The sequence below is a fragment of the Aliiruegeria lutimaris genome, assembly GCF_900099935.1.
Taxonomy (GTDB): Bacteria; Pseudomonadota; Alphaproteobacteria; order Rhodobacterales; family Rhodobacteraceae; genus Tropicimonas; species Tropicimonas lutimaris.
The window spans coordinates 24,792-43,977 of sequence record NZ_FNEK01000023.1 but is presented as its reverse complement, the minus strand read 5'-3'; the positions used below and the strand labels follow the sequence as shown (position 1 = coordinate 43,977).

Below are 19,186 nucleotides of genomic sequence, written 5' to 3'. Positions count from 1 at the left end.
TCAGGACTGAACAGATCGATCACTGTAAGCGACTGGCTTCCGAACGGTGTCTTCTGATCGGCAATCGCCTCCGCGTTTGAAGCGTGCGGAGCAGCGCAAGGATTGCCCGTCTGACCAGTCTCCATCCGGGCCGTCCTTCGACGCCACCGATACTCTTGCGGTCAGAATTCGCAGCCCGGCGCCATGCTGACAACATGGATCGCTTGTATTTTTCAACCGCGCGTGGCAATTCCGCGGCTTGAAACCTGGACGCCGGCGCGGGCTGGCCCGTGCCATCCCGTAGAAAGGAACCGGAATGAAATTCCTCGATCTTGCAAAGGTCTACATACGTTCCGGCGCCGGGGGCGGCGGGGCCGTGTCATTCCGACGAGAGAAGTATATCGAATATGGCGGGCCCGATGGCGGTGATGGCGGCAAGGGCGGCGATGTCATTGCCGAGGTCGTCGAGGGGCTAAACACCCTGATCGACTTCCGCTACCAGCAGCATTTTTTCGCCAAGAACGGCATTCCCGGCATGGGCAAGCAGCGCACGGGTGCCGATGGCGCCGATATCGTGCTGCGCGTGCCGGCGGGCACCGAGATCCTCGACGAGGATGAGGAGACGGTGATCGCCGATCTCTCGCATGTTGGCGACCGGGTCGTGCTGGCCAAGGGCGGCAATGGCGGCTTTGGAAACCTGCACTTCAAGACCTCGACCAACCAGGCGCCACGCCGGGCGAATCCGGGCCAGCCGGGCATTGAGCGCACGATCTGGCTGCGGCTGAAGTTGATTGCCGATGCGGGGCTTCTGGGGCTGCCCAATGCGGGCAAGTCGACCTTCCTGGCGGCGACGTCCAATGCCCGGCCCAAGATCGCGGATTACCCCTTCACCACGCTGCATCCCAATCTGGGTGTTGTCGGTGTGGATAATGCGGAGTTCGTCGTGGCCGACATTCCCGGCCTGATCGAAGGGGCGAGCGAGGGGCGGGGAATCGGTGACCGGTTCCTCGGCCACGTGGAACGCTGCGCGGTGCTGTTGCACCTCGTCGATGGCATCTCCGAGGATGTCGCCGCCGATTACCACACGATCATCGGCGAGTTGGAAGCCTATGGTGGCGCGCTGGCCGAGAAGCCGCGGGTGACCGCGCTCAACAAGATCGACGCGCTGGACGATGAAGAACGGGGCGAGAAGATGGCTGCATTGGAAGAAGCCTCCGGCGGGCGGGTCTATGCGATGTCGGGCGTGAGCCGGGACGGGGTGATACAGGTCCTGCGGGTGCTGCGCTCCGAGATCGATGCGGCGCGCCGCGCGGAAGCCTCCGAAGGCGATGACGAGGAGGACGGGACGTGGAAACCCTGACCGCCGACAAACCCCGGATCGCCGCCGCCGAGCGCCTGGTCGTCAAGATCGGCTCGGCGCTGCTGGTGGACCGCGAGACCGGTGCGCTGCGCGAGGAATGGCTCACGGGACTGGCCGAGGATGTCGCGGCTGCGCAGGCGCGCGGCGCGGGGGTGATCCTTGTCTCCTCCGGGTCCATCGCGCTCGGGCGGGCGACGTTGGGATTGCCCACGGGCGAGTTACCGCTCGAGCAATCTCAGGCCGCGGCGGCGGTGGGGCAGATCGAACTGGCGCGGGCCTATCGGCTGGCGCTGGCCCCGCATGGGATCAAGGCGGCGCAGGTGCTTGTCACGCTGGAGGATTCCGAGGATCGGCGGCGCTATCTCAATACCCGCGCGACGCTGGAGACGCTGCTGGGGTTCGGTGTGGTGCCGATCGTGAACGAGAACGACACCATCGCCACCGACGAAATCCGCTTCGGCGACAATGACCGGCTCGCCGCACAGGTCGCGGTGACGATCGGGGCAGACCAGCTTGTGCTGCTCTCCGATGTCGATGGCTTCTATACCGCGAACCCGTCAGAGGACCCGACTGCGCTGCGTTATGAGGTGATCGAGAAGATCACGCCCGAGATCGAGGGGATGGCGGGCGATGCAGGCTCGGGCCTGTCCAAGGGCGGGATGAAGACCAAGCTCATGGCCGCCAAGACAGCTACCAAGGCCGGCTGCGCCATGGTGATCTCCGAGGGCTCCGTCACCCGGCCGCTGAAGGCGCTGGATGAGGGCGCGAACTGCACGTGGTTCGTGGCCGAGGGCGACCCGCAGGCGGCGCGCAAGCGCTGGATCGCCTCGATGAAGCCGCATGGCGCGGTGCGGGTCGATCCGGGCGCGGCGACGGCGCTCGCGGGCGGCAGCTCGCTGCTCCCGGCTGGCGTCACGGAAGTGCATGGCAGTTTCGGGCGCGGCGAGCCGGTCGAGATTCTCGGCCCGGACGGCAAGCTGGGGCAGGGGCTCATCCGCTATACCTCGAGCGAGGCGCGGATCATCGCCGGTCATCGCTCGGGCGACATTGCCGGGCTGCTGGGCTATCCGGGCCGGGCGGCGCTGGTACATCGCGACGACATGGCCGTGTGAGCGACCGGTTGCGGGGGGCGCTGCCCCCCGGCGCTCTTGCGAGCGCTCCCCCCGGGATATTTCCGGAAAGATGATGGACGCGAAGTGAGCCGCTCCGGGCGGGTTTTGCGTTGAGATCGCGGGCTTGATGTCCTATTCAGGCGCTCCGAGAGGGGTGCTTCCGATGAAAGACCATACCGAAATTTCCGCCCTTATGGCCGAAATGGGCAAGAAGGCGCGGGCCGCGTCCGCGGAGCTTGCCTTTGCCAGCACCGAACGCAAGCATGCCGCGCTGGTGGCGGCGGCCGATGCGGTGTGGAAACGCCGTGCAGAGATTGTCGAGGCCAACGCCAAGGACCTCGAATTTGGCCGCGAGAAGGGGCTCTCGGCGGCGATGATGGATCGCCTGATGCTGGACGAGGGGCGGATTCGCGGCATTGTCGATGGCCTGATGGCGGTAGCATCCCAGACCGACCCGGTGGGAGAAACGCTTGCGGAGTGGGAAATGGCCTCGGGCCTGCATATCCGCAGGGTGCGCACGCCGCTCGGTGTCGTGGGCGTGATCTATGAAAGCCGGCCCAACGTGACCGCCGATGCCGGCGCACTCTGTCTCTGGGCGGGCAATGCGGTGATCCTGCGGGGTGGTTCGGAGAGTTTCCACTCCTCTGGCGCGATCCATGCCTGTCTAGTCGAAGGGCTGAAGGCCGCAAAGCTGCCGGAGGCTACGATACAGCTGGTGCCGACGCGGGACCGCGAGGCGGTGCGCGAGATGCTGCACATGACCGACACGATCGACGTGATCGTGCCGCGGGGCGGTAAGGGGCTGGTTGGGCTGGTGCAACGCGAGGCGCGCGTGCCCGTCTTTGCCCATCTGGAGGGTATCTGTCATGTCTATGTCGACAAGGCGGCCGATCCTGAGAAAGCGCGCGCGGTGGTGCTGAACGCCAAGACTCGGCGGACGGGAATCTGCGGCTCGGCGGAATGTCTGTTGGTGCATCGCGATATTGCCGACACCCTTGGCCAGCAGATCGTGGACGATCTCAAGGCAGCTGGGGTCGAGGTGCGCGCGCGCGGACTTGATGGCTCGGTCGAGGCCGCGGACGATGATTTCGGCACCGAGTTCCTCGACATGATAATCGCCGCAAAGGTCGTTGATAACATTGACGACGCGATTGCGCATATCCGCCAATACGGCTCCAGCCACACCGAGGCGATTCTGACCGAGGACGATGCGGCGGCGGCGCGGTTCTTCCAACGCCTCGACAGCGCGATCCTGATGCGCAACGCATCGACCCAGTTCGCCGATGGCGGCGAATTCGGGATGGGCGCGGAGATCGGGATTGCGACCGGCAAGATGCATGCACGTGGCCCGGTCGGCGCGGCGCAGTTGACGAGTTTCAAGTATCTGGTCGAGGGAGATGGCACGACGCGCCCGTAACGGGGCGCGCCTGTCGACTCAGTAGGTCAGAGCGAGCGTGCCTTGGGTTTGCGTGAGCGCGAGCCGGCGGCCGAGCCTCGCCAAGGCCTCCGGCAGCAGCGCGAATTGCACGTTTTTCGGCGAAAGCTCGAAGGGGGCGCTGCTGGTCGATACAGCCCAGAGCGCCTCGTCATATTTGAGTTTCGGGCTGATAGCGGTGAATTGCCATCGGCCATCGGAGCGGGTCACGACGATCTCGCCGCCATAGGGCAGGGCGTTCTCCAGGCACAGCAGGGTCAGGAACGCCGCCTTGGCCTCGGCGCGGCGACAATCGACGTTCACGGCCCAGTCCAGCTTGATCCGCGTTTCGCCATAGATGTCCCTGAGGATCGACAGGATCTCGGAACGTGGCGTGCCCTGTTCGGACGACGCCATTCCGAAGGCGATCCGAAAGAAGCGGATGCGCGCGTTGGCATTGGAGACGCTGTCGGAGATCAGGGCCACTTCCGGCCCGCCGGACCCCGCCATTGACAGCAGTTCCAACCCGTTTCCGATTGCGCCTACGGGGCTGATCAGATCGTGACAGATCCGCGAGCCTATCAGCGAGGTGAGATCGGGACTGGCCAAGGGATCGTTACTGGACATGAGTGGGAGTTCCTGAAGGTATGGAAGCCATGATCGACATGAATGCTTTTCTCGAACCAGGCATGCTGGTTCGCCATCCAGACCAGCCCGATTGGGGGCTGGGCCAAGTACAATCCCGTGCCGGGCACAGGATAACGGTCAATTTTGAACACGCCGGCAAGGTCGTGCTGGATGGTCGTGTCATCGGTCTGCTTCCGGAAGACGTCTGATATTTCCGCTCAAACAGCGGAAGGTACACAAAACGCTGCGTAAATTATCTGACCTGTGCGGGGCGTCAACCCGCTGAAAATGGGGAGTGTGGACAAGACTGGCGGCTTTGCCTAAACACCCTCGAAACCGCAGACAGGCAAGAGACCGCCCCGGGCATGAGCGCCGCAGACCCCCAATTCCAAGTTAGGCTGGCCGAGAGCGAGCAGGACATGCTTGCCGCTCAAAGGCTGCGCTACAACGTCTTCGTGCAGGAGTTGCACGGCAACGGGGCGCTCGTCGATCACGAGAACCGTTTCGAGCGGGATCGGTTCGATCCGTTTTACGATCACATGATCCTTGTGGACACAAGGCGCGATGCGGCGGCGCTGGAGCATGTGGTCGGTGTGTATCGGCTGATGCCGGGCGAACGCGCCGCAGCGGCCGGCGGCTTTTATTGTGCGGGCGAGTACGATCTTGGCCTGCTGGTGCGCTCCGGGAAACGCTTGCTGGAGCTGGGCCGCTCCTGCCTGCATGCCGATTATCGCGGCGGGATGGCGCTCTATCACCTGTGGAACGGACTTGGCCGCTATGTGACGGAGCGCGATATCGAGCTGCTTTTCGGTGTGGCGAGCTTTCATGGAACCGATGTGGAGGCACTGGCGCAGCCACTCTCCTACCTTCATCACGCCCATCTTGCGCCGCCGGAATTGCGCGTGCGCGCCCTGGAAGAAAACTTCACGTCGATGAACATCCTGCCGGAAGACAAGCTCGACAGGGTGCAGGCCGTGCGCGAGATCCCGGCGCTGATCAAGGGGTACCTGCGACTCGGCGGCTATGTGGGCGAGGGCGCTTTCATCGACCGGCCCTTCAACACGACCGATATCTGCCTCGTCATGGATACCGAAAAGATTTCAGAGAAGCAGCGCAACCTGTACACGGGCGGGCGCGGATGACTTCGGACGCGACGTGGCGCTCGGAAGATGAACCCGAGATGCATGCGCCGCGGGGATTGCGGGATTGGTTCCGGGTGCTGCGCCGGGCGATTCCACTCGCGATCGTCGTTTTCGGCTGTCTGGCGCTCTTGCTTCTGTTGCGGCTGATCGAAAGGCCGCTCTTTGGCGAGAACCGCCCCTGGACACCGGCCATCACGCGCTTTGTCTGCCAATCCGCCTTCGTTTTCCTCGGAATCCACCGCAAGGTGCATGGAGTCCCGATGGAGGGGCGCGGGGCGCAGGTGTCCAACCATGTCAGCTGGCTTGACATCTTTTCGCTGAACGCTTCCGACCGGATTTATTTCGTCTCCAAGGCCGAGGTGGCCGGATGGCCCGGAATCGGCTGGCTGGCGCGGGCCACGGGCACGGTCTTCATCAACCGCGACCGGCGCGAGGCGCGGTCGCAGGCGGCGATTTTCGAGCAGCGCCTGAAAGCCGGCCACCGCCTGCTGTTCTTTCCGGAAGGGACGAGTACCGACGGGCTGCGCGTGCTGCCGTTCAAGACGACCCTGTTCCAGGCCTTCTATGCTGATGACCTGCCGGAGTTTCTGCAGGTTCAACCGGTCAGCGTGGTCTATCACGCCCCCGAGGGCGAGGATCCGCGCTTCTATGGCTGGTGGGCCGACATGGAATTCGGCGAGCATTTCCTGAAGGTGCTGCGGCAGAAGCGACAGGGCTCGGTCGATGTGATCTATCACCCGCCCGTGGCGCTGCACGATATCGGCGGACGCAAGGCGCTGGCCGCGGTCTGCGAGGAGGCCGTCCGCGAGGGCGTGGCGAGCGCACGTCTCAACGACATCCGCCCCGCCCAAGGGTGATCGGCTACATCCGCGCCAGGAGCGTGGAGAGCGCCACGGCGGGGTCTTCGGCTGTCCAGATCTCGCTGCCGATTCCAAAGAAATCGACGGCAGAAGAAAGGCTTGCAACCAGATCCTGATCCAGCGCGCCCTCGGCCACGACCGGAACCTCGATCATCTCGGACCACCAGGAGAACAGCTCCAGATCTGCCCGCGTACCATCGCCGAGCGGCGTGTCGCCAACCGGGCCGAAGGAGACGTAATCGGCCCCGGCTTCGCCTGCATTCATGCCGTCATGGCGGGAGGCGCCGCAGAAGGCACCGACAATCGCATCCTCGCCCAGCTCGGTGCGTGCGTCGCGGATCCCGCGCGCGCCGTCCAGATGGACGCCATCGAGCCCCAGCCGCTCGGCCAGGCGCAGATGCTGCGAGATGACGATCGCGATATCGCGCTCATGGCAGACCGCCCGGCAGGCATCGGCCGCCCGCGCGATACGATCCTCGTCTTGCGAGGCGAGCGCCAGCCGGAAACAGGCAATCTCGCGCGAATCCAGCACTCGCGCCAGTTGGTCGGGAAAACGCGACAGCTCGAATTCCGGCGGGCTGATGAGATAGATCTGCGGCTGTTCCTGCTCGGCCATTTTCTCGCTCCGGCTTCTTCAATGGATCCTGCGTCTTCTAGCGCCCTTTTTTCGCCTGCGCCATGCCTGCTTGAAGCCGTGGGGCTGGCGGCGTATCAGGTCCGGGATCGAAATTCAGGAGTGCTCATGTCCCAGCCCAGCTTCATCCTCGTGCGTCCGCAGATGGGCGAGAATATCGGCGGCGCGGCGCGGGCAATGCTCAATTTCGGCCTCGACCGGATGCGCCTGGTCGAGCCGCGCGATGGCTGGCCCAATACGCGCGCTGTGGCGCTGGCAAGCGGCGCGGCCCGCGTGCTGGACAATGCCGGGCTCTATGGCTCGGTGGCCGACGCTGTGGCCGATTGCACTCATGTCTACGCCACCACCGCGCGGAGCCGCGAGCTGACCAAGCCGGTGATGACCCCCGAACAGGCCATGGCCGAGGCCCGTGCAATCACCGCCGAGGGCGGCAAGGTCGGCGTGCTTTTCGGCCCCGAACGGGCGGGGCTGGAAAACGAGGACGTGGCGCGCGCCCATGCCATCATCACCGTCCCGGTAAACCCGGAATTCTTCTCGCTCAACCTGGCGCAATGCGTGCTGCTGACCGCCTATGAGTGGCACCGGCAGAGCGAGCAACTGTCCGAGGCGCCGGAGATCGAACGTGCGCAGATGATTGAAATCGAGAAGCTCGGGGACCATTTCGAGCAGCGACTGGACGATGCCGGCTTTTTCTTTCCCGAAACGAAAGCGGCTGGGATGAAGCTTTCGATCCGGAACATGCTTTCCCGGCTGGCCCTGACCCGGGCTGATGTGCAGATATTCCACGGGATGCTGCGGCAGTTGACCCGCCCGCTCCCCAAGGACGATTAAGGAGACCGTTCATGGCCGCCAAGCGCAGCATTTTCGAAGAGGTTGGCGAGGAGCGCCCGAAAGCGCCCGCCGCCCAGCCCGGCATGATCGACCGCGCCGCCCGTGGGGCGCGCGGCGCGATACGGGTCTGGCTTGGCATCCTCTTTGCCATGGTCGTCGCCATGATCCTCGTCGGCGGGCTGACGCGCCTGACCGACTCGGGCCTCTCGATCACCGAGTGGAAGCCGATCACGGGAGCCATTCCGCCAATGTCGGTCGAAACCTGGGAGGCGGAGTTCGCCAAGTACCAGGAGATCCCGGAATTCCAGATCCAGAACAAGGACATGACGCTGGAGGAGTTCAAGGGCATCTATTGGTGGGAATGGGGCCACCGGCAGCTTGGCCGCGTCATCGGCCTCGTCTGGGCCGTGGGCTTCCTGGGTTTTCTTGCCCTGCGCAAGATCCCGACCGGTTGGACCGGACGGCTGGCAATTCCCGGCATTCTCGGCGGCGTGCAGGGCGCCATCGGCTGGTGGATGGTCTCCAGCGGGCTGGGCGAAGGGATGCTCGATGTCGCCTCCTACCGGCTGGCCACCCATCTCGGCCTTGCCTTCGTCATTCTCGGCCTGCTCTGGTGGTACATGCTCCTGCTCTCGCGCCCCGAGCGAGAGCTGATGCAGGCCCGCCGGAACAAGGAAGCCAAGCTCTGGGGCCTTTCGACCGGTTTGCTGCACCTCGCCTTCTTCCAGATCCTGCTCGGCGCGCTCGTGGCCGGAATCGATGCCGGCGTGGCCTTCCCGACTTGGCCGCTGATGAACGGCTCGGTCTTCCCGCCTTCGCCCTTCCTGCTGGAACCGGTCTGGCGCAATTTCTTCGAAGATCCCGGCCTCGTGCAGTTCATGCACCGCACGCTTGGCTATATCGTCTTCGCCTTCGCCATCTTTGCCTGGCGCCGCAGCCGGGCCTCGGCCCATCCGCGCACGCGCCGCGCCTTTGACTGGGTGCTGGTGATGTGCTTCGGGCAGGTCGTGCTCGGCATTGTCGCCGTGCTGACACAGGCGCAATGGCACGTCGCCATTACGCATCTGTTTGTCGGGGTCGCGTTCTGGTCTCTCATCCTGCGCGCGCGGTTCCTCTCGGGCTATCCGCTGGCCAGTTCCGTTCGCGAAGGACTTTGACATGACCGCATATGCCAATCTCATGGGTTTCGTCCGCGAGACAGAGGCGCTCAAACAGGTTCAGGGCCGGCTTGGCTGGGACCAGGAAACCGTCATGCCGCGCGGGGCCGCCCCGCAGCGGGCCGAGGAAATGGCCGCGCTGGACCGGGTGATCCACGCGCGCCGAAGCGCGCCGCAGATCGCGGAGTGGCTGGCGGAGGCCGAGGCCGGCGACGACGTGGCCGCGGCACAGCTTCACCATATCCGCCGCGAACATGACCGCGCGACCAAGGTGCCCGCCGATCTCTCGGCGGAACTCACCCGCGTCACCAGCCTCTCGCAGGGGATCTGGGCGGATGCGCGGTCGGCGAACGATTTCACCGCCTTCGCCCCGACATTTTCCGAGGTTCTGAACCTGCGCCGGCAGGAAGCGGAAGCGCTGGCCACGGGCGGCGATCTCTACGACGCGCTTCTGGACGATTACGAGCCTGGCGAAACCGGGGCCACGCTGGCGGCGATGTTCGACGCGATGCGCCCGCGCCTCGTGGCCCTGCGCGGCGCCATTCTCGACAGCGGGAAATCCGCGCCCAAGCTTCAGGGAATTTTTGACGAAACGGCACAGTTGCGCCTTTCCGATGCCTGCGCCCGCGCCTTCGGCTACGATTTCGAGCATGGTCGCATCGACAAGGCTGTGCACCCGTTCTCCTCCGGCTCCGGCCTCGATTCCCGCATCACCACGCGCACCGACCCGGCGGAGCCCTTCGGCTGCATCTATTCCACGATCCACGAAGTCGGCCACAGCCGCTACGAACAGACCGTGTCGCCGGACTACCTGCTGACACCCATCGGCTGCGGCGTTTCCATGGGCGTGCACGAGAGCCAGAGCCGGATCTACGAAAACCAGCTCGGCCGCTCGCGCGCCTTCACCGGCTGGCTCTACGAGCGCTGCCGGGAGGCCTTCGGCGAGATAGGGATCGACAGCGCCGAGGCGTTCTATGCCGCCGTCAACGCGGTGCATTCCGGCTATATCCGCACCGAGGCCGACGAGGTGCATTACAACCTGCATATCCTGCTGCGCTTCGATCTTGAACGCGCCCTGATCGCGGGCGACCTGGGAGTGAACGACCTGGAAGCCGCCTGGAACGATCGTTTCCGCGTGGATTTCGGCGTCGCGGTGGACAAACCCTCCAACGGCGTGCTGCAGGATGTCCACTGGCCGGTCGGGCTCTTCGGTTATTTTCCTACTTACACGCTCGGCAATGTCTATGCGGGCTGCCTGTTCGAGACGTTGCGCAAGGCCCACCCGGATTGGGAGCACGCGCTTGCAGAAGGCCGGGCGGCAGAGGTAACCGGGTGGCTCGCAGAGAATCTCCAGCGGCACGGCGCATTGCGCGCGCCGCGCGCTACGGTGGAACATGCCACCGGCGCACCGATCTCGGTCGAGCCGCTGCTGGATTATCTCGAAGCGAAATTCGGCGCGCTTTACGGGCTCTGACACCCCTCCGCGAAAGGCGTGGAACAATTTGGCCGCCAGCGCGTTTCCTCGCTGGCGCATCGAGGGCTTTCTTGTAGTCTCTCGAACGCGACACGCCCTCGGTTTACTTCAAGGAAAGGATTACAACATGGCTCGCAAAGCATCGGCAGAATGGTATGGAGACCTGAAATCGGGCAAGGGCGCGATGTCCGGCAGCTCCGGCGCCTTCGCGGATCTCGCTTTTTCCTTCAGCACCCGTTTCGAGGATGAACCCGGCACGAACCCGGAAGAACTGGTTGCCGCGGCGCATGCTGGCTGTTTCTCGATGGCGTTTTCGAACGAACTGGACAAGGCCGGCCTTACCCCGAGCTCGGTCAAGACCGAAGCCGCCGTCTCGCTCGGCGAGGTCGAGGGGGGCTATGCCATTACCAAGATCGTCCTGACGTCGGTTGCCAACGTGCCTGGTGCGGACGAAGCCAAGGTGCGTGAAATCGGTGACGCCGCCAAAGCCGGTTGCCCGATCTCGCGGTCGCTGACCGGCGAGATCAGCCTGGTGCTGACGGTCGAAACCTGAGACTGAACAAGTTTCGCGCCGGTCCGTAATGTCGGGCCGGCGCACGCCCGAAGCGCTATTTCTCCGGGATCAACCCGCGTGGACTGAACCGAAGCACCAGCAACAACACGACCCCCATCGTCAGCAACCGGATATGCTGGACCGAATCCAGCAGGTGGTTCTTGAGGCCCGAACCGTCGGGCAGGGGCAGGGTGATCACGTTCATGATCGCGCCGCCGATCGGTTCCACCTGGATCCAGAGCCACCAAATCAGGAAGCCGCCCAGCACCGAGCCCCAGTTATTGCCGGAGCCGCCGACGATCACCATTACCCAGATCAGGAAGGTGAAGCGCAGCGGCTGGTAGGTGCCGGGGGTAAGCTGGCCGTCCAGCGTGGTGATCATCGCGCCGGCCATGCCGCAGATGGCCGAGCCGATGATGAAGATCTGCAGATGCCGGCGGGTGACATCCTTGCCCATGGCCTCGGCGGCAGTCTCGTTGTCGCGGATCGCGCGCATCATTCGGCCCCAGGGCGAGTTCAGCGCCATTTGCGTGAGCCAGATCAGCAGCAGCAGGACGATGGCAAAGAGGCAACCATAGAGAAGCTTCACCCAGATCGTGGAGGCCGTGGCCGGGTCCAGCCCAAGCCAGGCGGCGTTCTCCACGAAGGAGGCGCTTTCCTGCAGATCGACTTCGTAGGGAACCGGGCGGGGCAGGCCGACCACGTTCTTCACGCCGCGGCCAAGCCAGTCCTCGTTCTTCATCACGGCGATGATGATTTCGGCAATCCCCAGCGTGGCGATGGCGAGGTAGTCGGAGCGCAGCCCGAGCGCCGTCTTGCCAATGAGCCAGGCTGCGCCCGCAGCGAGCAAGCCGCCGGCAGGCCAAGCCAACAGGATCGGCAGACCTGCACCGCCGAGATAGCCGGTCAGCGCCGGGTTTACCGCCTCGATGGCGTCGCGCGCCGGATCGAACATCCCGCGATAGAGGATGTAGCCGACCACAAAGATTGCAAGGACCGCCAGAGCGCGGATCTTGCCTGCGGACATCCTGCGATAGGTGACGATGGCTGCGCCGATTGTTCCGGCCCCGAGCAGAAGCGCAGCGTAGATGCGCAGGCCACCAGCAGCCCAGGCCTCGGGGATGGGCGGCATCGCAACAAGCACGGTGGCCAGCCCGCCAAGCGCCACGAAGCCCATGATGCCCACGTTGAACAGCCCCGCATAGCCCCACTGGATGTTCACGCCGAGCGCCATGACGGCCGAGATCAACCCCATGTTGAAGATCGCCAGTGCCGTGTTCCAGCTCTGCATGAAGCCGGTCAGGATATATAGCAGGGCGACCCCGCCGAAGAGAAGCGCGTTCCGGTTCATACCGCTTTCCCCCTGAAGAGGCCGTATGGCTTGAAGATCAGCACAATCACCAGGATCGTGAAAGAAACCGCGTATTTGTAGTCCGTCGACAGGAGCTGAACGAGGCCGTCCGGCGCCATGCTCTCTGGCAGCGCATGGGTCAGCACCTTCTTCCAAGCATAGGTCAGCGTCACCTCCGAGAAGGCGATAATGTAGCCGCCCGCAATCGCGCCGAGCGGATTGCCAAGGCCGCCGACAATGGCGGAGGCAAAGATCGGCAGCAGGAGCTGGAAATAGGTGAAGGGCTTGAACGCCTTGTCGAGCCCATAGAGCACGCCCGCCGTCGTGGCCAGGATCGCGGCGAGGATCCATGTCACGCGTACAACCTTCTCGGGGTTGATGCCCGAGAGCAGCGCCAGATCCTCGTTATCCGAATAGGCGCGCATCGACTTGCCCGTCCGCGTGCGGTTGAGGAACCAGAAGAGCGCCGCCACTGCGATGACGGTGACGACGATGGTGATGCCCTGGCTGGAGCGGAAGGCCAGCCCCTCGGAAAGCCCGGTCATCTCCTTGAAATCACGCGCATTGATGATGAAGCGCGCACCATCGTTGAACTGTTGCTCGCCCGGACCGATTATGACCCGGACGATGCCGTTCAGCACGAACATGACCCCGAGCGAGGCCATCACGAGGATGATCGGCTTGGCCTTCTGCGCGCGGTAGAAGCGGTACACCCAGCGGTCCGTCAGCAACATCATTCCGGCTGTCGCGGCAATGCCGAAGGGCAGGGCGAGCAGCGCGGTCGGCAGGGGCCCGAGCGAAATGCCGATCGCCTGGAACATCCAGGTGACAAGGATGGTGATCATCGCGCCAAATGCCATCGTGTCGCCATGGGCGAAGTTCGAGAACCGCAGGATGCCGTAGATCAGCGTGACCCCGAGCGCGCCGAGCGCCAGTTGGCTGCCATAGGCCGTCGCCGGGATGATGACGAAGTTGAGAAGCGCCACGAAGGCGTTGAGAAGGTCCATGGATCAGGTCCCTCCAAGGAAGGTGCGGCGAACTTCCGGGTCTTCCAGAAGGTCCTTGCCAGTGCCGGTATGGGCGTTGCGGCCCTGCACGAGCACATAGCCAGTGTCTGCAATTTCAAGGGCTTGGCGGGCGTTCTGTTCCACCATTAGGATCGAGATGCCGGTCCGGGCGACCTCGATGATCCGGTCGAAAAGCTCGTCCATGACGATGGGCGAGACGCCGGCGGTGGGCTCGTCCAGCATCAGAACGGTGGGCTGGGTCATCAGCGCGCGGCCAACGGCGACCTGCTGGCGCTGGCCGCCTGAAAGCTCGCCCGCGGCCTGGCGGCGCTTGTCCTTGAGGATCGGGAACAGGTCATAAACCTGTTCCATCGAGTCCTTCATGTCGTCCTCGCGCAGGAAGGCGCCCATTTCGAGGTTCTCCTCGACCGTCATCGAGGTGAAGATGTTGTTGGTCTGCGGCACGAAGGCCATGCCCTTGCCGACGCGGGCCTGCGGGGACAGGCCGGTGATATCCTCACCGCCCAGCCGCACTGCGCCCTCACGCACGTCCAGCATGCCGAAGACGGCCTTCATCGCGGTCGATTTTCCGGCGCCGTTGGGGCCGACGATCACCGCGATCTCGCCCTTGTCGCAGGCAATGGTACAGCCATGCAGGATGTTCGGGCCGCGACCATAGCCGCCCGACATCTTGTCGCCTATCAGGTATTTCTCGCTCATTCGCTCACTCCGAGGAGGGCAGGGCGACGCATTCGCCCACATATTGTTCGGGTTTCATTGTGATGCCGCCAATCCGGTGGGAGCTGTGAGTCGCCTCGCCATTCATCAGCGCAATCGTCGTCACATCCACGGCTCCCGAAATCTGGTAGGCCAGAAAGCTCACGGAACGGTCGCCGATATGCACGCCGATCGTGTCCAGCGGGCTGCCATGCTTGCCGAGGAACTCGGCCTCGTTGGTGTCGGTATTATGCTTTATGCGCAGGTCCAGCGAAGCATGATCGCATTTGGTATTCGGGTCGCATTTCCAGTCGAAGAAGCACTTGAAAAGGATCACCTCGTCGGCCTGCGCCATAGCGCCCGCCAGAATGAATGACGCAATTGCAATGGCTTGAAGAACGTTCTTCATACCTGCGTCGCTTCCTGCTTGACCTTGTTCTTCAGCCCGGTGCCGAGATAGGCCTCGATTACGAGATCGTTCTGCATGACCTCCTTGGCGCCGCCCACGGCGAGCACCTTGCCCTCGGCCATGCAGACCACCGGGTCACAGAGCCGCGCGATGAAATCCATGTCATGCTCGATGACGCAGAAGGTATAGCCGCGCTCCTTGTTGAGCCGGATGATCGCGTCGCCGATCGTGCGCAGCAGCGTGCGGTTCACGCCCGCGCCGACCTCGTCGAGGAAGACGATCTTGGCGTCCACCATCATCGTGCGGCCAAGCTCCAGCAGCTTCTTCTGCCCGCCGGACAGGTTACCGGCTTTCTCATCTGCGAGATGGTCAATCGTCAGGAATTCAAGAACTTCATCAGCCTTCTTCATCAAGGCCGTTTCTTCCTGCGCAATCCGGGCGCGGTGGAACCACGTGTTCCAGAGAGTCTCGCCGGATTGCCCGCCGGGCACCATCATCAGGTTCTCGCGCACGGTCATGGACGAGAACTCGTGCGCGATCTGGAAGGTCCGCAGCAGCCCCTTGTGAAACAGCTCATGCGGCGGCAGGCCGGTGATGTCCTCGTCCCCCATGAAGACCTTGCCGTCGGTCGGAGGAAGAACACCCGCGATCACGTTGAAAAGCGTTGTCTTTCCGGCGCCGTTTGGTCCGATCAGGCCGGTAATGGAGCCCTGGGCGATCTCGATCGACGCGCCATCGCAGGCACGGAAACCGCCGAAATGCTTGTGGAGGTTTTCAACCCGGATCATTCTCGCGCGTCCTTTGGTTCCTTTGGCAGGGGCTTTTAGGGGAAGCAAACAGCCCGGGAAAGCCCCGGGCCGCTCGTCGTTACGTCAAGAGTGGCCGAACGGCAAGCCTGCCGAACGGCCTGTCCCCGCTTAGCGGTATCCGACGGTCTTGAACTGGCCGCCGTCCATGACGACTTCGCGGAAAGAACCGGCCGAGTCACCGTTCTCAAGGAACTCCACCGCGGTCGCGCCGACGTAGTCGATATCGCCGCCAGCGGCGAGGATCTCCATCGCCTTGCCAAGCTCACCCGGGAGGATCGCTTCGCCCGGAGCGTTGGCAACTTCCATGACCTTGTCCTTGTAGACCTTCGGATCGGTGGATCCGGCGGCCTGCATCGCCATCAGCAGGATGGCGGCGGCGTCATAGGATTCGGCGGAGAAGATCGAGGTCGGGTCGAAAGCATCGCCCACGACTTCGGCGAATTTCTCTGCGCCCGGCGAGTCGGAGCCCGGAAGCTGGCCGCCAGAGCCGTCAACATCCGCGCCGAACTTGCCGATAGTGGCGTCGGAGACCATGCCATCAGGGAAGTGGAACGTATCGAAGGCCCCGGTGTCGAGCGAGGCCCGCACGATGCCCGCGCCGCCACGGTCGGCATAGCCGGCAACGACGAGGATTTCGCCGCCCGCAGAGGCAAGCGCACCCACTTCGGCCGAGTAATCGGCCTTGTCGTCCTCGTGCGCGGCCGAGATTGTCACTTCGCCGCCCATGCCTTCGAACGCGGCCTGGAAGCTGTCGGCGAGGCCCTTGCCGTAGTCGTTATTGGTATAGGTCAGCGCGACCGAATTGATGCCCTTCTCCTTCAGGATCTCGGCCATCACCACGCCCTGGCGGGCATCGGAGGGAGGCGTGCGGAAGAACAGTCCGTCATCCTCGGCTTCCGACAGCGCCGGCGAAGTGGCCGAGGGCGAGATCATGACCATGCCATTGGGCCGGGCCACGTTGGCAAGCACGGCGCCCGTGACGCCGGAGCAGGCCGCGCCCATGATGCCGGCCACGCCTTCGGACGTGATCAGACGCTCGGCGGCGGCGGTGGCGGCCGCGGAATCGATGCAGGTCGAGTCGGCGCGGACCGGAACCACGGTGGCCCCGTCCATGAACTTGCCGCTGTCATTGACTTCCTTGACGGCCAGTTCGGCGCCGGCGCCCATGTTCACGGCCATGGATTCGATCGGCCCGGTGAAGCCCAGAAGCACGCCCAGCTTGACGTCTTCGGCGGTGGCGGCGGTTGCCAGCAGTGTGGCGGCGCTCGCCAGCAGAAGTTTTTTCATTTCATTAGTCTCCCAGTTGGAACTCTTGTCCGGACGATACGTTATTGGGGAGAATGAGAAATGGGAAGGACCGGCATGCATGTAATCGGCGCGACAGGAGGCAGCGGCCCCGCTCACAAAGGCTCGATCCCCGCGCATACCGACTGACCAGCCGTTCTGAAGCGCTATTGTCACATGCAGGACAGGAGATGGTGATGCGTATTCTATCGATTCTGCTTTTTACCCTGCTCGCCTGCGGGGCCACCGCCGCGCCGCGGCAGACGTCGCTCGGCCCGGTCGAGGTGACAGCTGTCGCCGAGGGGCTGGACAAGCCATGGGCGGTAGCCTTCCTGCCGGAGGGTGGCTTCCTGGTGACGGAGCGGGGCGGGGTGCTGTTGTATTTCTCTTCGGACGGCACGCGGCACGCGGTGCAGGGCGTATCGGAAGTGCGGACCAGGGGGCAGGGTGGTTTGCTCGATGTGCTGGTGCCGCGCGATTTCGCGGTGAGCCGGGAGATCTTCCTGAGCTATTCCACGCCGCAGGGGCGGGAAGCCGGCACCGCGATCGGCCGTGGGCGGCTGTCGGAGGATGGCCGGAAACTGACCGGTTTTGAGCAGATCTTCGAAATGGCTCGGGGCAGCAAGGGCGGTCGCCATTTCGGATCGCGGCTGGTGGAGGCGCCGGACGGGACGATCTTTGTCACCGTCGGCGAGCGCGGCGACAGGCCGGCGGCGCAGGATCTGGGCCGTGTCCAGGGCTCAGTGCTGCGGATCGCGCGCGACGGGACGGCGCCATCCGACAACCCGTTCGTCGATCGGGCCGGTGCCCGGCCCGAGATCTGGTCCTATGGTCATCGCAATCCGCAGGGCGCGGCGCTGGACGCATCGGGGCAGCTTTGGGCAGTTGAACACGGCGCGCGGGGCGGGGACGAGGTGAACCGGATCCGCCAGGGCGCGAATTTCGGCTGGCCGGTGATCTCGTATGGCACGCATTATTCCGGCCAGACGATTGGCGAAGGCACGCAGAAGCCGGGCATGGAACAGCCCGTGCATTACTGGGATCCGTCGATCGCACCCTCCGGGCTGGCGATCCTGAAAGACCCGAGGATGGAAGAATGGCGTGGCGATTTCCTCGTCGGTTCACTCAAGTTAGGCCTGATCTCGCGGCTGGAAGGGCAGGGCGACGAGTTGGTCGAGGCCGAACGTCTGGAATGGCCCGAGACGCAGCGGGTGCGGGATGTACGCGAAGCGCCCGATGGCAGCGTCTGGTTCATTTCGGAGGGAAATGGCGCGATCTACAGGATTGATCCCGCGCGATAGGATCCAACGGTTTCGACATCGGGGGCGTTGCCCCCGAACCCCCAGGATATTTTGGGAAAGAGGAAAGGCGGTGAGGAAGGCGGCGGGCGCCGCTTCAGACGCTGAGCCGGCTCGATTGCGCGCCGCGCTCGCGGTAGGGGGTGGTATGGTAATGCGCCCGGTAGCATTTAGAGAAATGGCTGGGCGAGGTGAAGCCACAGGCGAGCGCGACATTGATCACGCTCATATCGGTCTGCATCAGCAGGTTACGGGCCTTTTGCAGGCGCAATTCCATGTAGTAGCGCTTGGGCGAACGATTGAGGTAGCGACGAAAGAGTCGCTCCAGCTGCCGGGTGGAGAGCGCGACGTCCTTGGCCAGCAATGCGGGAGAGATCGGTTCCTCCAGGTTCTGTTCCATAATCTGGATCACCTGGCTGAGCTTGGGGTGACGCACGCCGATGCGGGTCGGGATCGAGAGCCGCTGGGTGTCCTGATCGGTCCGGATCGCGGAATAGATCAGCTGGTCGGCCACGGCGCCGGCCAGTTCCTCGCCGTGATCGTCGGCGATGATCTTGAGCATGAGGTCGATCGAGGCCGTTCCGCCGGCGGTGGTGATGCGATTGCCATCCATCACGAAGACCGATTTGGTGAGCGTCACCGCGTCGAACTCCTCGATAAAGCTGTCCTGGTTCTCCCAGTGGATCGTCGCTCGCTTGCCGTCGAGAAGCCCCGCCTGCGCAAGGGTGTAGCCCGCGGTGCACAGCCCGCCCATCGTCACGCCCCGGCGTGCTTCGCGGCGCAACCAGTTGATCAGTCGGCGTGTGGTCGCGGACTGGACGTCGATGCCGCCGCAGACCAGCACGGTGTCGTCGCGGTTCACCTCTTCGAGATCCATGTCGAGCATGAATTCCACGCCGTTGGAACAGCTGATCCGGTCGCCGCCTTCGCCGGCAATGGTCCACGAATAGAGCGTCTTGCCCGAGACCCGGTTGGCAATGCGCAGCGGCTCGATCGCGCAGGCGAAACAGAGCATCGTGAAGCGATCCAGCAACACGAACACGAAGCGTCGCGGACGGCTGCCGTCATCGGCGACGTCAACGAGGATCTCGGGCGTGTCGTGGAAGGGTGTCATCGTGGTCTCGCGCAATTCGTACCAGCTATCGAAAGCCGGAAAACCCTGTCTTCG

20 protein-coding genes are annotated in these 19,186 nt (G+C 64.1%); 11 read left to right on the top strand and 9 right to left on the bottom strand.

The window, feature by feature from the left end; genetic code table 11:
• Positions 1–295: 295 nt before the first annotated feature.
• The 3 genes from obgE to BLR85_RS12565 all read left to right on the top strand — a co-directional run bounded on the left by obgE (position 296) and on the right by BLR85_RS12565 (position 3,868).
• Entirely contained in the window at positions 296–1,339 is a 1,044-nt protein-coding gene (gene obgE / locus BLR85_RS12575; RefSeq protein ID WP_093156283.1) for a GTPase ObgE, read from the top strand.
• Positions 1,340–1,356: 17 nt separating this feature from the next.
• On the top strand, positions 1,357–2,451 hold the full coding sequence (proB, locus tag BLR85_RS12570) for a glutamate 5-kinase (protein ID WP_170844559.1): 1,095 nt from the start codon (positions 1,357–1,359) through the stop codon (positions 2,449–2,451).
• Positions 2,452–2,614: 163 nt separating this feature from the next.
• On the top strand, positions 2,615–3,868 hold the full coding sequence (locus tag BLR85_RS12565) for a glutamate-5-semialdehyde dehydrogenase (protein WP_093156280.1): 1,254 nt from the start codon (positions 2,615–2,617) through the stop codon (positions 3,866–3,868).
• Positions 3,869–3,886: 18 nt separating this feature from the next.
• Here BLR85_RS12565 and BLR85_RS12560 read toward each other — a convergent pair whose 3' ends face one another.
• Positions 3,887–4,492, bottom strand: coding sequence for a histidine phosphotransferase family protein (locus BLR85_RS12560; protein WP_093156277.1), 606 nt, complete (start codon positions 4,490–4,492; stop codon positions 3,887–3,889).
• Between the two features lie 29 nt (positions 4,493–4,521).
• On the opposite strand from BLR85_RS12560, the gene BLR85_RS12555 reads away from it, so the two are divergent.
• From BLR85_RS12555 to olsA, 3 genes are all read left to right on the top strand, one after another.
• Positions 4,522–4,701, top strand: a complete 180-nt coding sequence (locus BLR85_RS12555; protein ID WP_093156383.1) for a DUF3553 domain-containing protein — start codon at positions 4,522–4,524, stop codon at positions 4,699–4,701.
• 156 nt (positions 4,702–4,857) lie between these two features.
• Complete coding sequence (gene olsB, locus BLR85_RS12550; protein ID WP_093156274.1) at positions 4,858–5,634, top strand: L-ornithine N(alpha)-acyltransferase; 777 nt, start codon at positions 4,858–4,860, stop codon at positions 5,632–5,634.
• A complete protein-coding gene (gene olsA / locus BLR85_RS12545; protein ID WP_093156272.1) occupies positions 5,631–6,491 on the top strand; it encodes a lyso-ornithine lipid O-acyltransferase in 861 nt (286 codons plus the stop codon). Before olsB ends, olsA begins: the two co-directional genes overlap by 4 nt.
• Positions 6,492–6,495: 4 nt before the next feature.
• Here olsA and BLR85_RS12540 read toward each other — a convergent pair whose 3' ends face one another.
• Positions 6,496–7,110 carry a thiamine phosphate synthase gene (locus tag BLR85_RS12540; RefSeq protein WP_093156269.1) on the bottom strand — a complete coding sequence of 205 codons (615 nt, stop codon included), beginning with the start codon at positions 7,108–7,110 and terminating at the stop codon, positions 6,496–6,498.
• Between the two features lie 126 nt (positions 7,111–7,236).
• On the opposite strand from BLR85_RS12540, the gene BLR85_RS12535 reads away from it, so the two are divergent.
• The 4 genes from BLR85_RS12535 (at position 7,237) to BLR85_RS12520 (ending at position 11,143) form a co-directional block, all read left to right on the top strand.
• On the top strand, positions 7,237–7,959 hold the full coding sequence (locus BLR85_RS12535; RefSeq protein WP_093156267.1) for an RNA methyltransferase: 723 nt from the start codon (positions 7,237–7,239) through the stop codon (positions 7,957–7,959).
• Between the two features lie 11 nt (positions 7,960–7,970).
• Positions 7,971–9,116, top strand: coding sequence for a heme A synthase (gene ctaA, locus BLR85_RS12530; RefSeq protein WP_093156264.1), 1,146 nt, complete (start codon positions 7,971–7,973; stop codon positions 9,114–9,116).
• Position 9,117: 1 nt separating this feature from the next.
• Complete coding sequence (locus BLR85_RS12525; RefSeq protein WP_093156261.1) at positions 9,118–10,590, top strand: carboxypeptidase M32; 1,473 nt, start codon at positions 9,118–9,120, stop codon at positions 10,588–10,590.
• 127 nt (positions 10,591–10,717) lie between these two features.
• On the top strand, positions 10,718–11,143 hold the full coding sequence (locus BLR85_RS12520) for an OsmC family protein (RefSeq protein WP_093156258.1): 426 nt from the start codon (positions 10,718–10,720) through the stop codon (positions 11,141–11,143).
• 55 nt (positions 11,144–11,198) lie between these two features.
• Here BLR85_RS12520 and BLR85_RS12515 read toward each other — a convergent pair whose 3' ends face one another.
• The 6 genes from BLR85_RS12515 to BLR85_RS12490 form a co-directional block, all read right to left on the bottom strand.
• The gene (locus tag BLR85_RS12515; protein WP_093156255.1) at positions 11,199–12,494 is read right to left on the bottom strand and encodes a branched-chain amino acid ABC transporter permease; all 1,296 of its coding nucleotides are present in this window, start codon (positions 12,492–12,494) and stop codon (positions 11,199–11,201) included.
• A complete protein-coding gene (locus BLR85_RS12510; protein ID WP_093156252.1) occupies positions 12,491–13,501 on the bottom strand; it encodes a branched-chain amino acid ABC transporter permease in 1,011 nt (336 codons plus the stop codon). The genes BLR85_RS12515 and BLR85_RS12510 overlap by 4 nt, the downstream gene beginning before the upstream one ends.
• A gap of 3 nt (positions 13,502–13,504) precedes the next feature.
• Entirely contained in the window at positions 13,505–14,221 is a 717-nt protein-coding gene (locus BLR85_RS12505) for an ABC transporter ATP-binding protein (RefSeq protein ID WP_093156249.1), read from the bottom strand.
• Positions 14,222–14,225: 4 nt separating this feature from the next.
• Positions 14,226–14,627 carry a hypothetical protein gene (locus tag BLR85_RS12500; protein WP_093156246.1) on the bottom strand — a complete coding sequence of 134 codons (402 nt, stop codon included), beginning with the start codon at positions 14,625–14,627 and terminating at the stop codon, positions 14,226–14,228.
• Complete coding sequence (locus tag BLR85_RS12495; RefSeq protein ID WP_093156243.1) at positions 14,624–15,415, bottom strand: ABC transporter ATP-binding protein; 792 nt, start codon at positions 15,413–15,415, stop codon at positions 14,624–14,626. Before BLR85_RS12495 ends, BLR85_RS12500 begins: the two co-directional genes overlap by 4 nt.
• 129 nt (positions 15,416–15,544) lie before the next feature.
• Positions 15,545–16,723, bottom strand: coding sequence for an ABC transporter substrate-binding protein (locus BLR85_RS12490; RefSeq protein WP_093156241.1), 1,179 nt, complete (start codon positions 16,721–16,723; stop codon positions 15,545–15,547).
• A 194-nt stretch (positions 16,724–16,917) separates the two neighbouring features.
• On the opposite strand from BLR85_RS12490, the gene BLR85_RS12485 reads away from it, so the two are divergent.
• The gene (locus BLR85_RS12485; RefSeq protein ID WP_425284477.1) at positions 16,918–18,021 is read left to right on the top strand and encodes a PQQ-dependent sugar dehydrogenase; all 1,104 of its coding nucleotides are present in this window, start codon (positions 16,918–16,920) and stop codon (positions 18,019–18,021) included.
• A gap of 94 nt (positions 18,022–18,115) precedes the next feature.
• Here the strand turns inward: BLR85_RS12485 and BLR85_RS12480 are convergent, their stop codons facing one another.
• On the bottom strand, positions 18,116–19,132 hold the full coding sequence (locus BLR85_RS12480) for a GlxA family transcriptional regulator (RefSeq protein ID WP_093156238.1): 1,017 nt from the start codon (positions 19,130–19,132) through the stop codon (positions 18,116–18,118).
• Between the last annotated feature and the right edge of the window lie 54 nt (positions 19,133–19,186).

Coding starts and splice junctions, on each gene's coding strand:
- obgE (WP_093156283.1), top strand. CDS start 296: ATGAAATTCCTCGATCTTGCAAAGGTCTACATACGTTCCGGCGCCGGG.
- BLR85_RS12565 (WP_093156280.1), top strand. CDS start 2,615: ATGAAAGACCATACCGAAATTTCCGCCCTTATGGCCGAAATGGGCAAG.
- BLR85_RS12560 (WP_093156277.1), bottom strand. CDS start 4,492: ATGTCCAGTAACGATCCCTTGGCCAGTCCCGATCTCACCTCGCTGATA.
- BLR85_RS12555 (WP_093156383.1), top strand. CDS start 4,522: ATGATCGACATGAATGCTTTTCTCGAACCAGGCATGCTGGTTCGCCAT.
- olsB (WP_093156274.1), top strand. CDS start 4,858: ATGAGCGCCGCAGACCCCCAATTCCAAGTTAGGCTGGCCGAGAGCGAG.
- olsA (WP_093156272.1), top strand. CDS start 5,631: ATGACTTCGGACGCGACGTGGCGCTCGGAAGATGAACCCGAGATGCAT.
- BLR85_RS12540 (WP_093156269.1), bottom strand. CDS start 7,110: ATGGCCGAGCAGGAACAGCCGCAGATCTATCTCATCAGCCCGCCGGAA.
- BLR85_RS12535 (WP_093156267.1), top strand. CDS start 7,237: ATGTCCCAGCCCAGCTTCATCCTCGTGCGTCCGCAGATGGGCGAGAAT.
- ctaA (WP_093156264.1), top strand. CDS start 7,971: ATGGCCGCCAAGCGCAGCATTTTCGAAGAGGTTGGCGAGGAGCGCCCG.
- BLR85_RS12525 (WP_093156261.1), top strand. CDS start 9,118: ATGACCGCATATGCCAATCTCATGGGTTTCGTCCGCGAGACAGAGGCG.
- BLR85_RS12520 (WP_093156258.1), top strand. CDS start 10,718: ATGGCTCGCAAAGCATCGGCAGAATGGTATGGAGACCTGAAATCGGGC.
- BLR85_RS12515 (WP_093156255.1), bottom strand. CDS start 12,494: ATGAACCGGAACGCGCTTCTCTTCGGCGGGGTCGCCCTGCTATATATC.
- BLR85_RS12510 (WP_093156252.1), bottom strand. CDS start 13,501: ATGGACCTTCTCAACGCCTTCGTGGCGCTTCTCAACTTCGTCATCATC.
- BLR85_RS12505 (WP_093156249.1), bottom strand. CDS start 14,221: ATGAGCGAGAAATACCTGATAGGCGACAAGATGTCGGGCGGCTATGGT.
- BLR85_RS12500 (WP_093156246.1), bottom strand. CDS start 14,627: ATGAAGAACGTTCTTCAAGCCATTGCAATTGCGTCATTCATTCTGGCG.
- BLR85_RS12495 (WP_093156243.1), bottom strand. CDS start 15,415: ATGATCCGGGTTGAAAACCTCCACAAGCATTTCGGCGGTTTCCGTGCC.
- BLR85_RS12490 (WP_093156241.1), bottom strand. CDS start 16,723: ATGAAAAAACTTCTGCTGGCGAGCGCCGCCACACTGCTGGCAACCGCC.
- BLR85_RS12485 (WP_425284477.1), top strand. CDS start 16,918: ATGCGTATTCTATCGATTCTGCTTTTTACCCTGCTCGCCTGCGGGGCC.
- BLR85_RS12480 (WP_093156238.1), bottom strand. CDS start 19,132: ATGACACCCTTCCACGACACGCCCGAGATCCTCGTTGACGTCGCCGAT.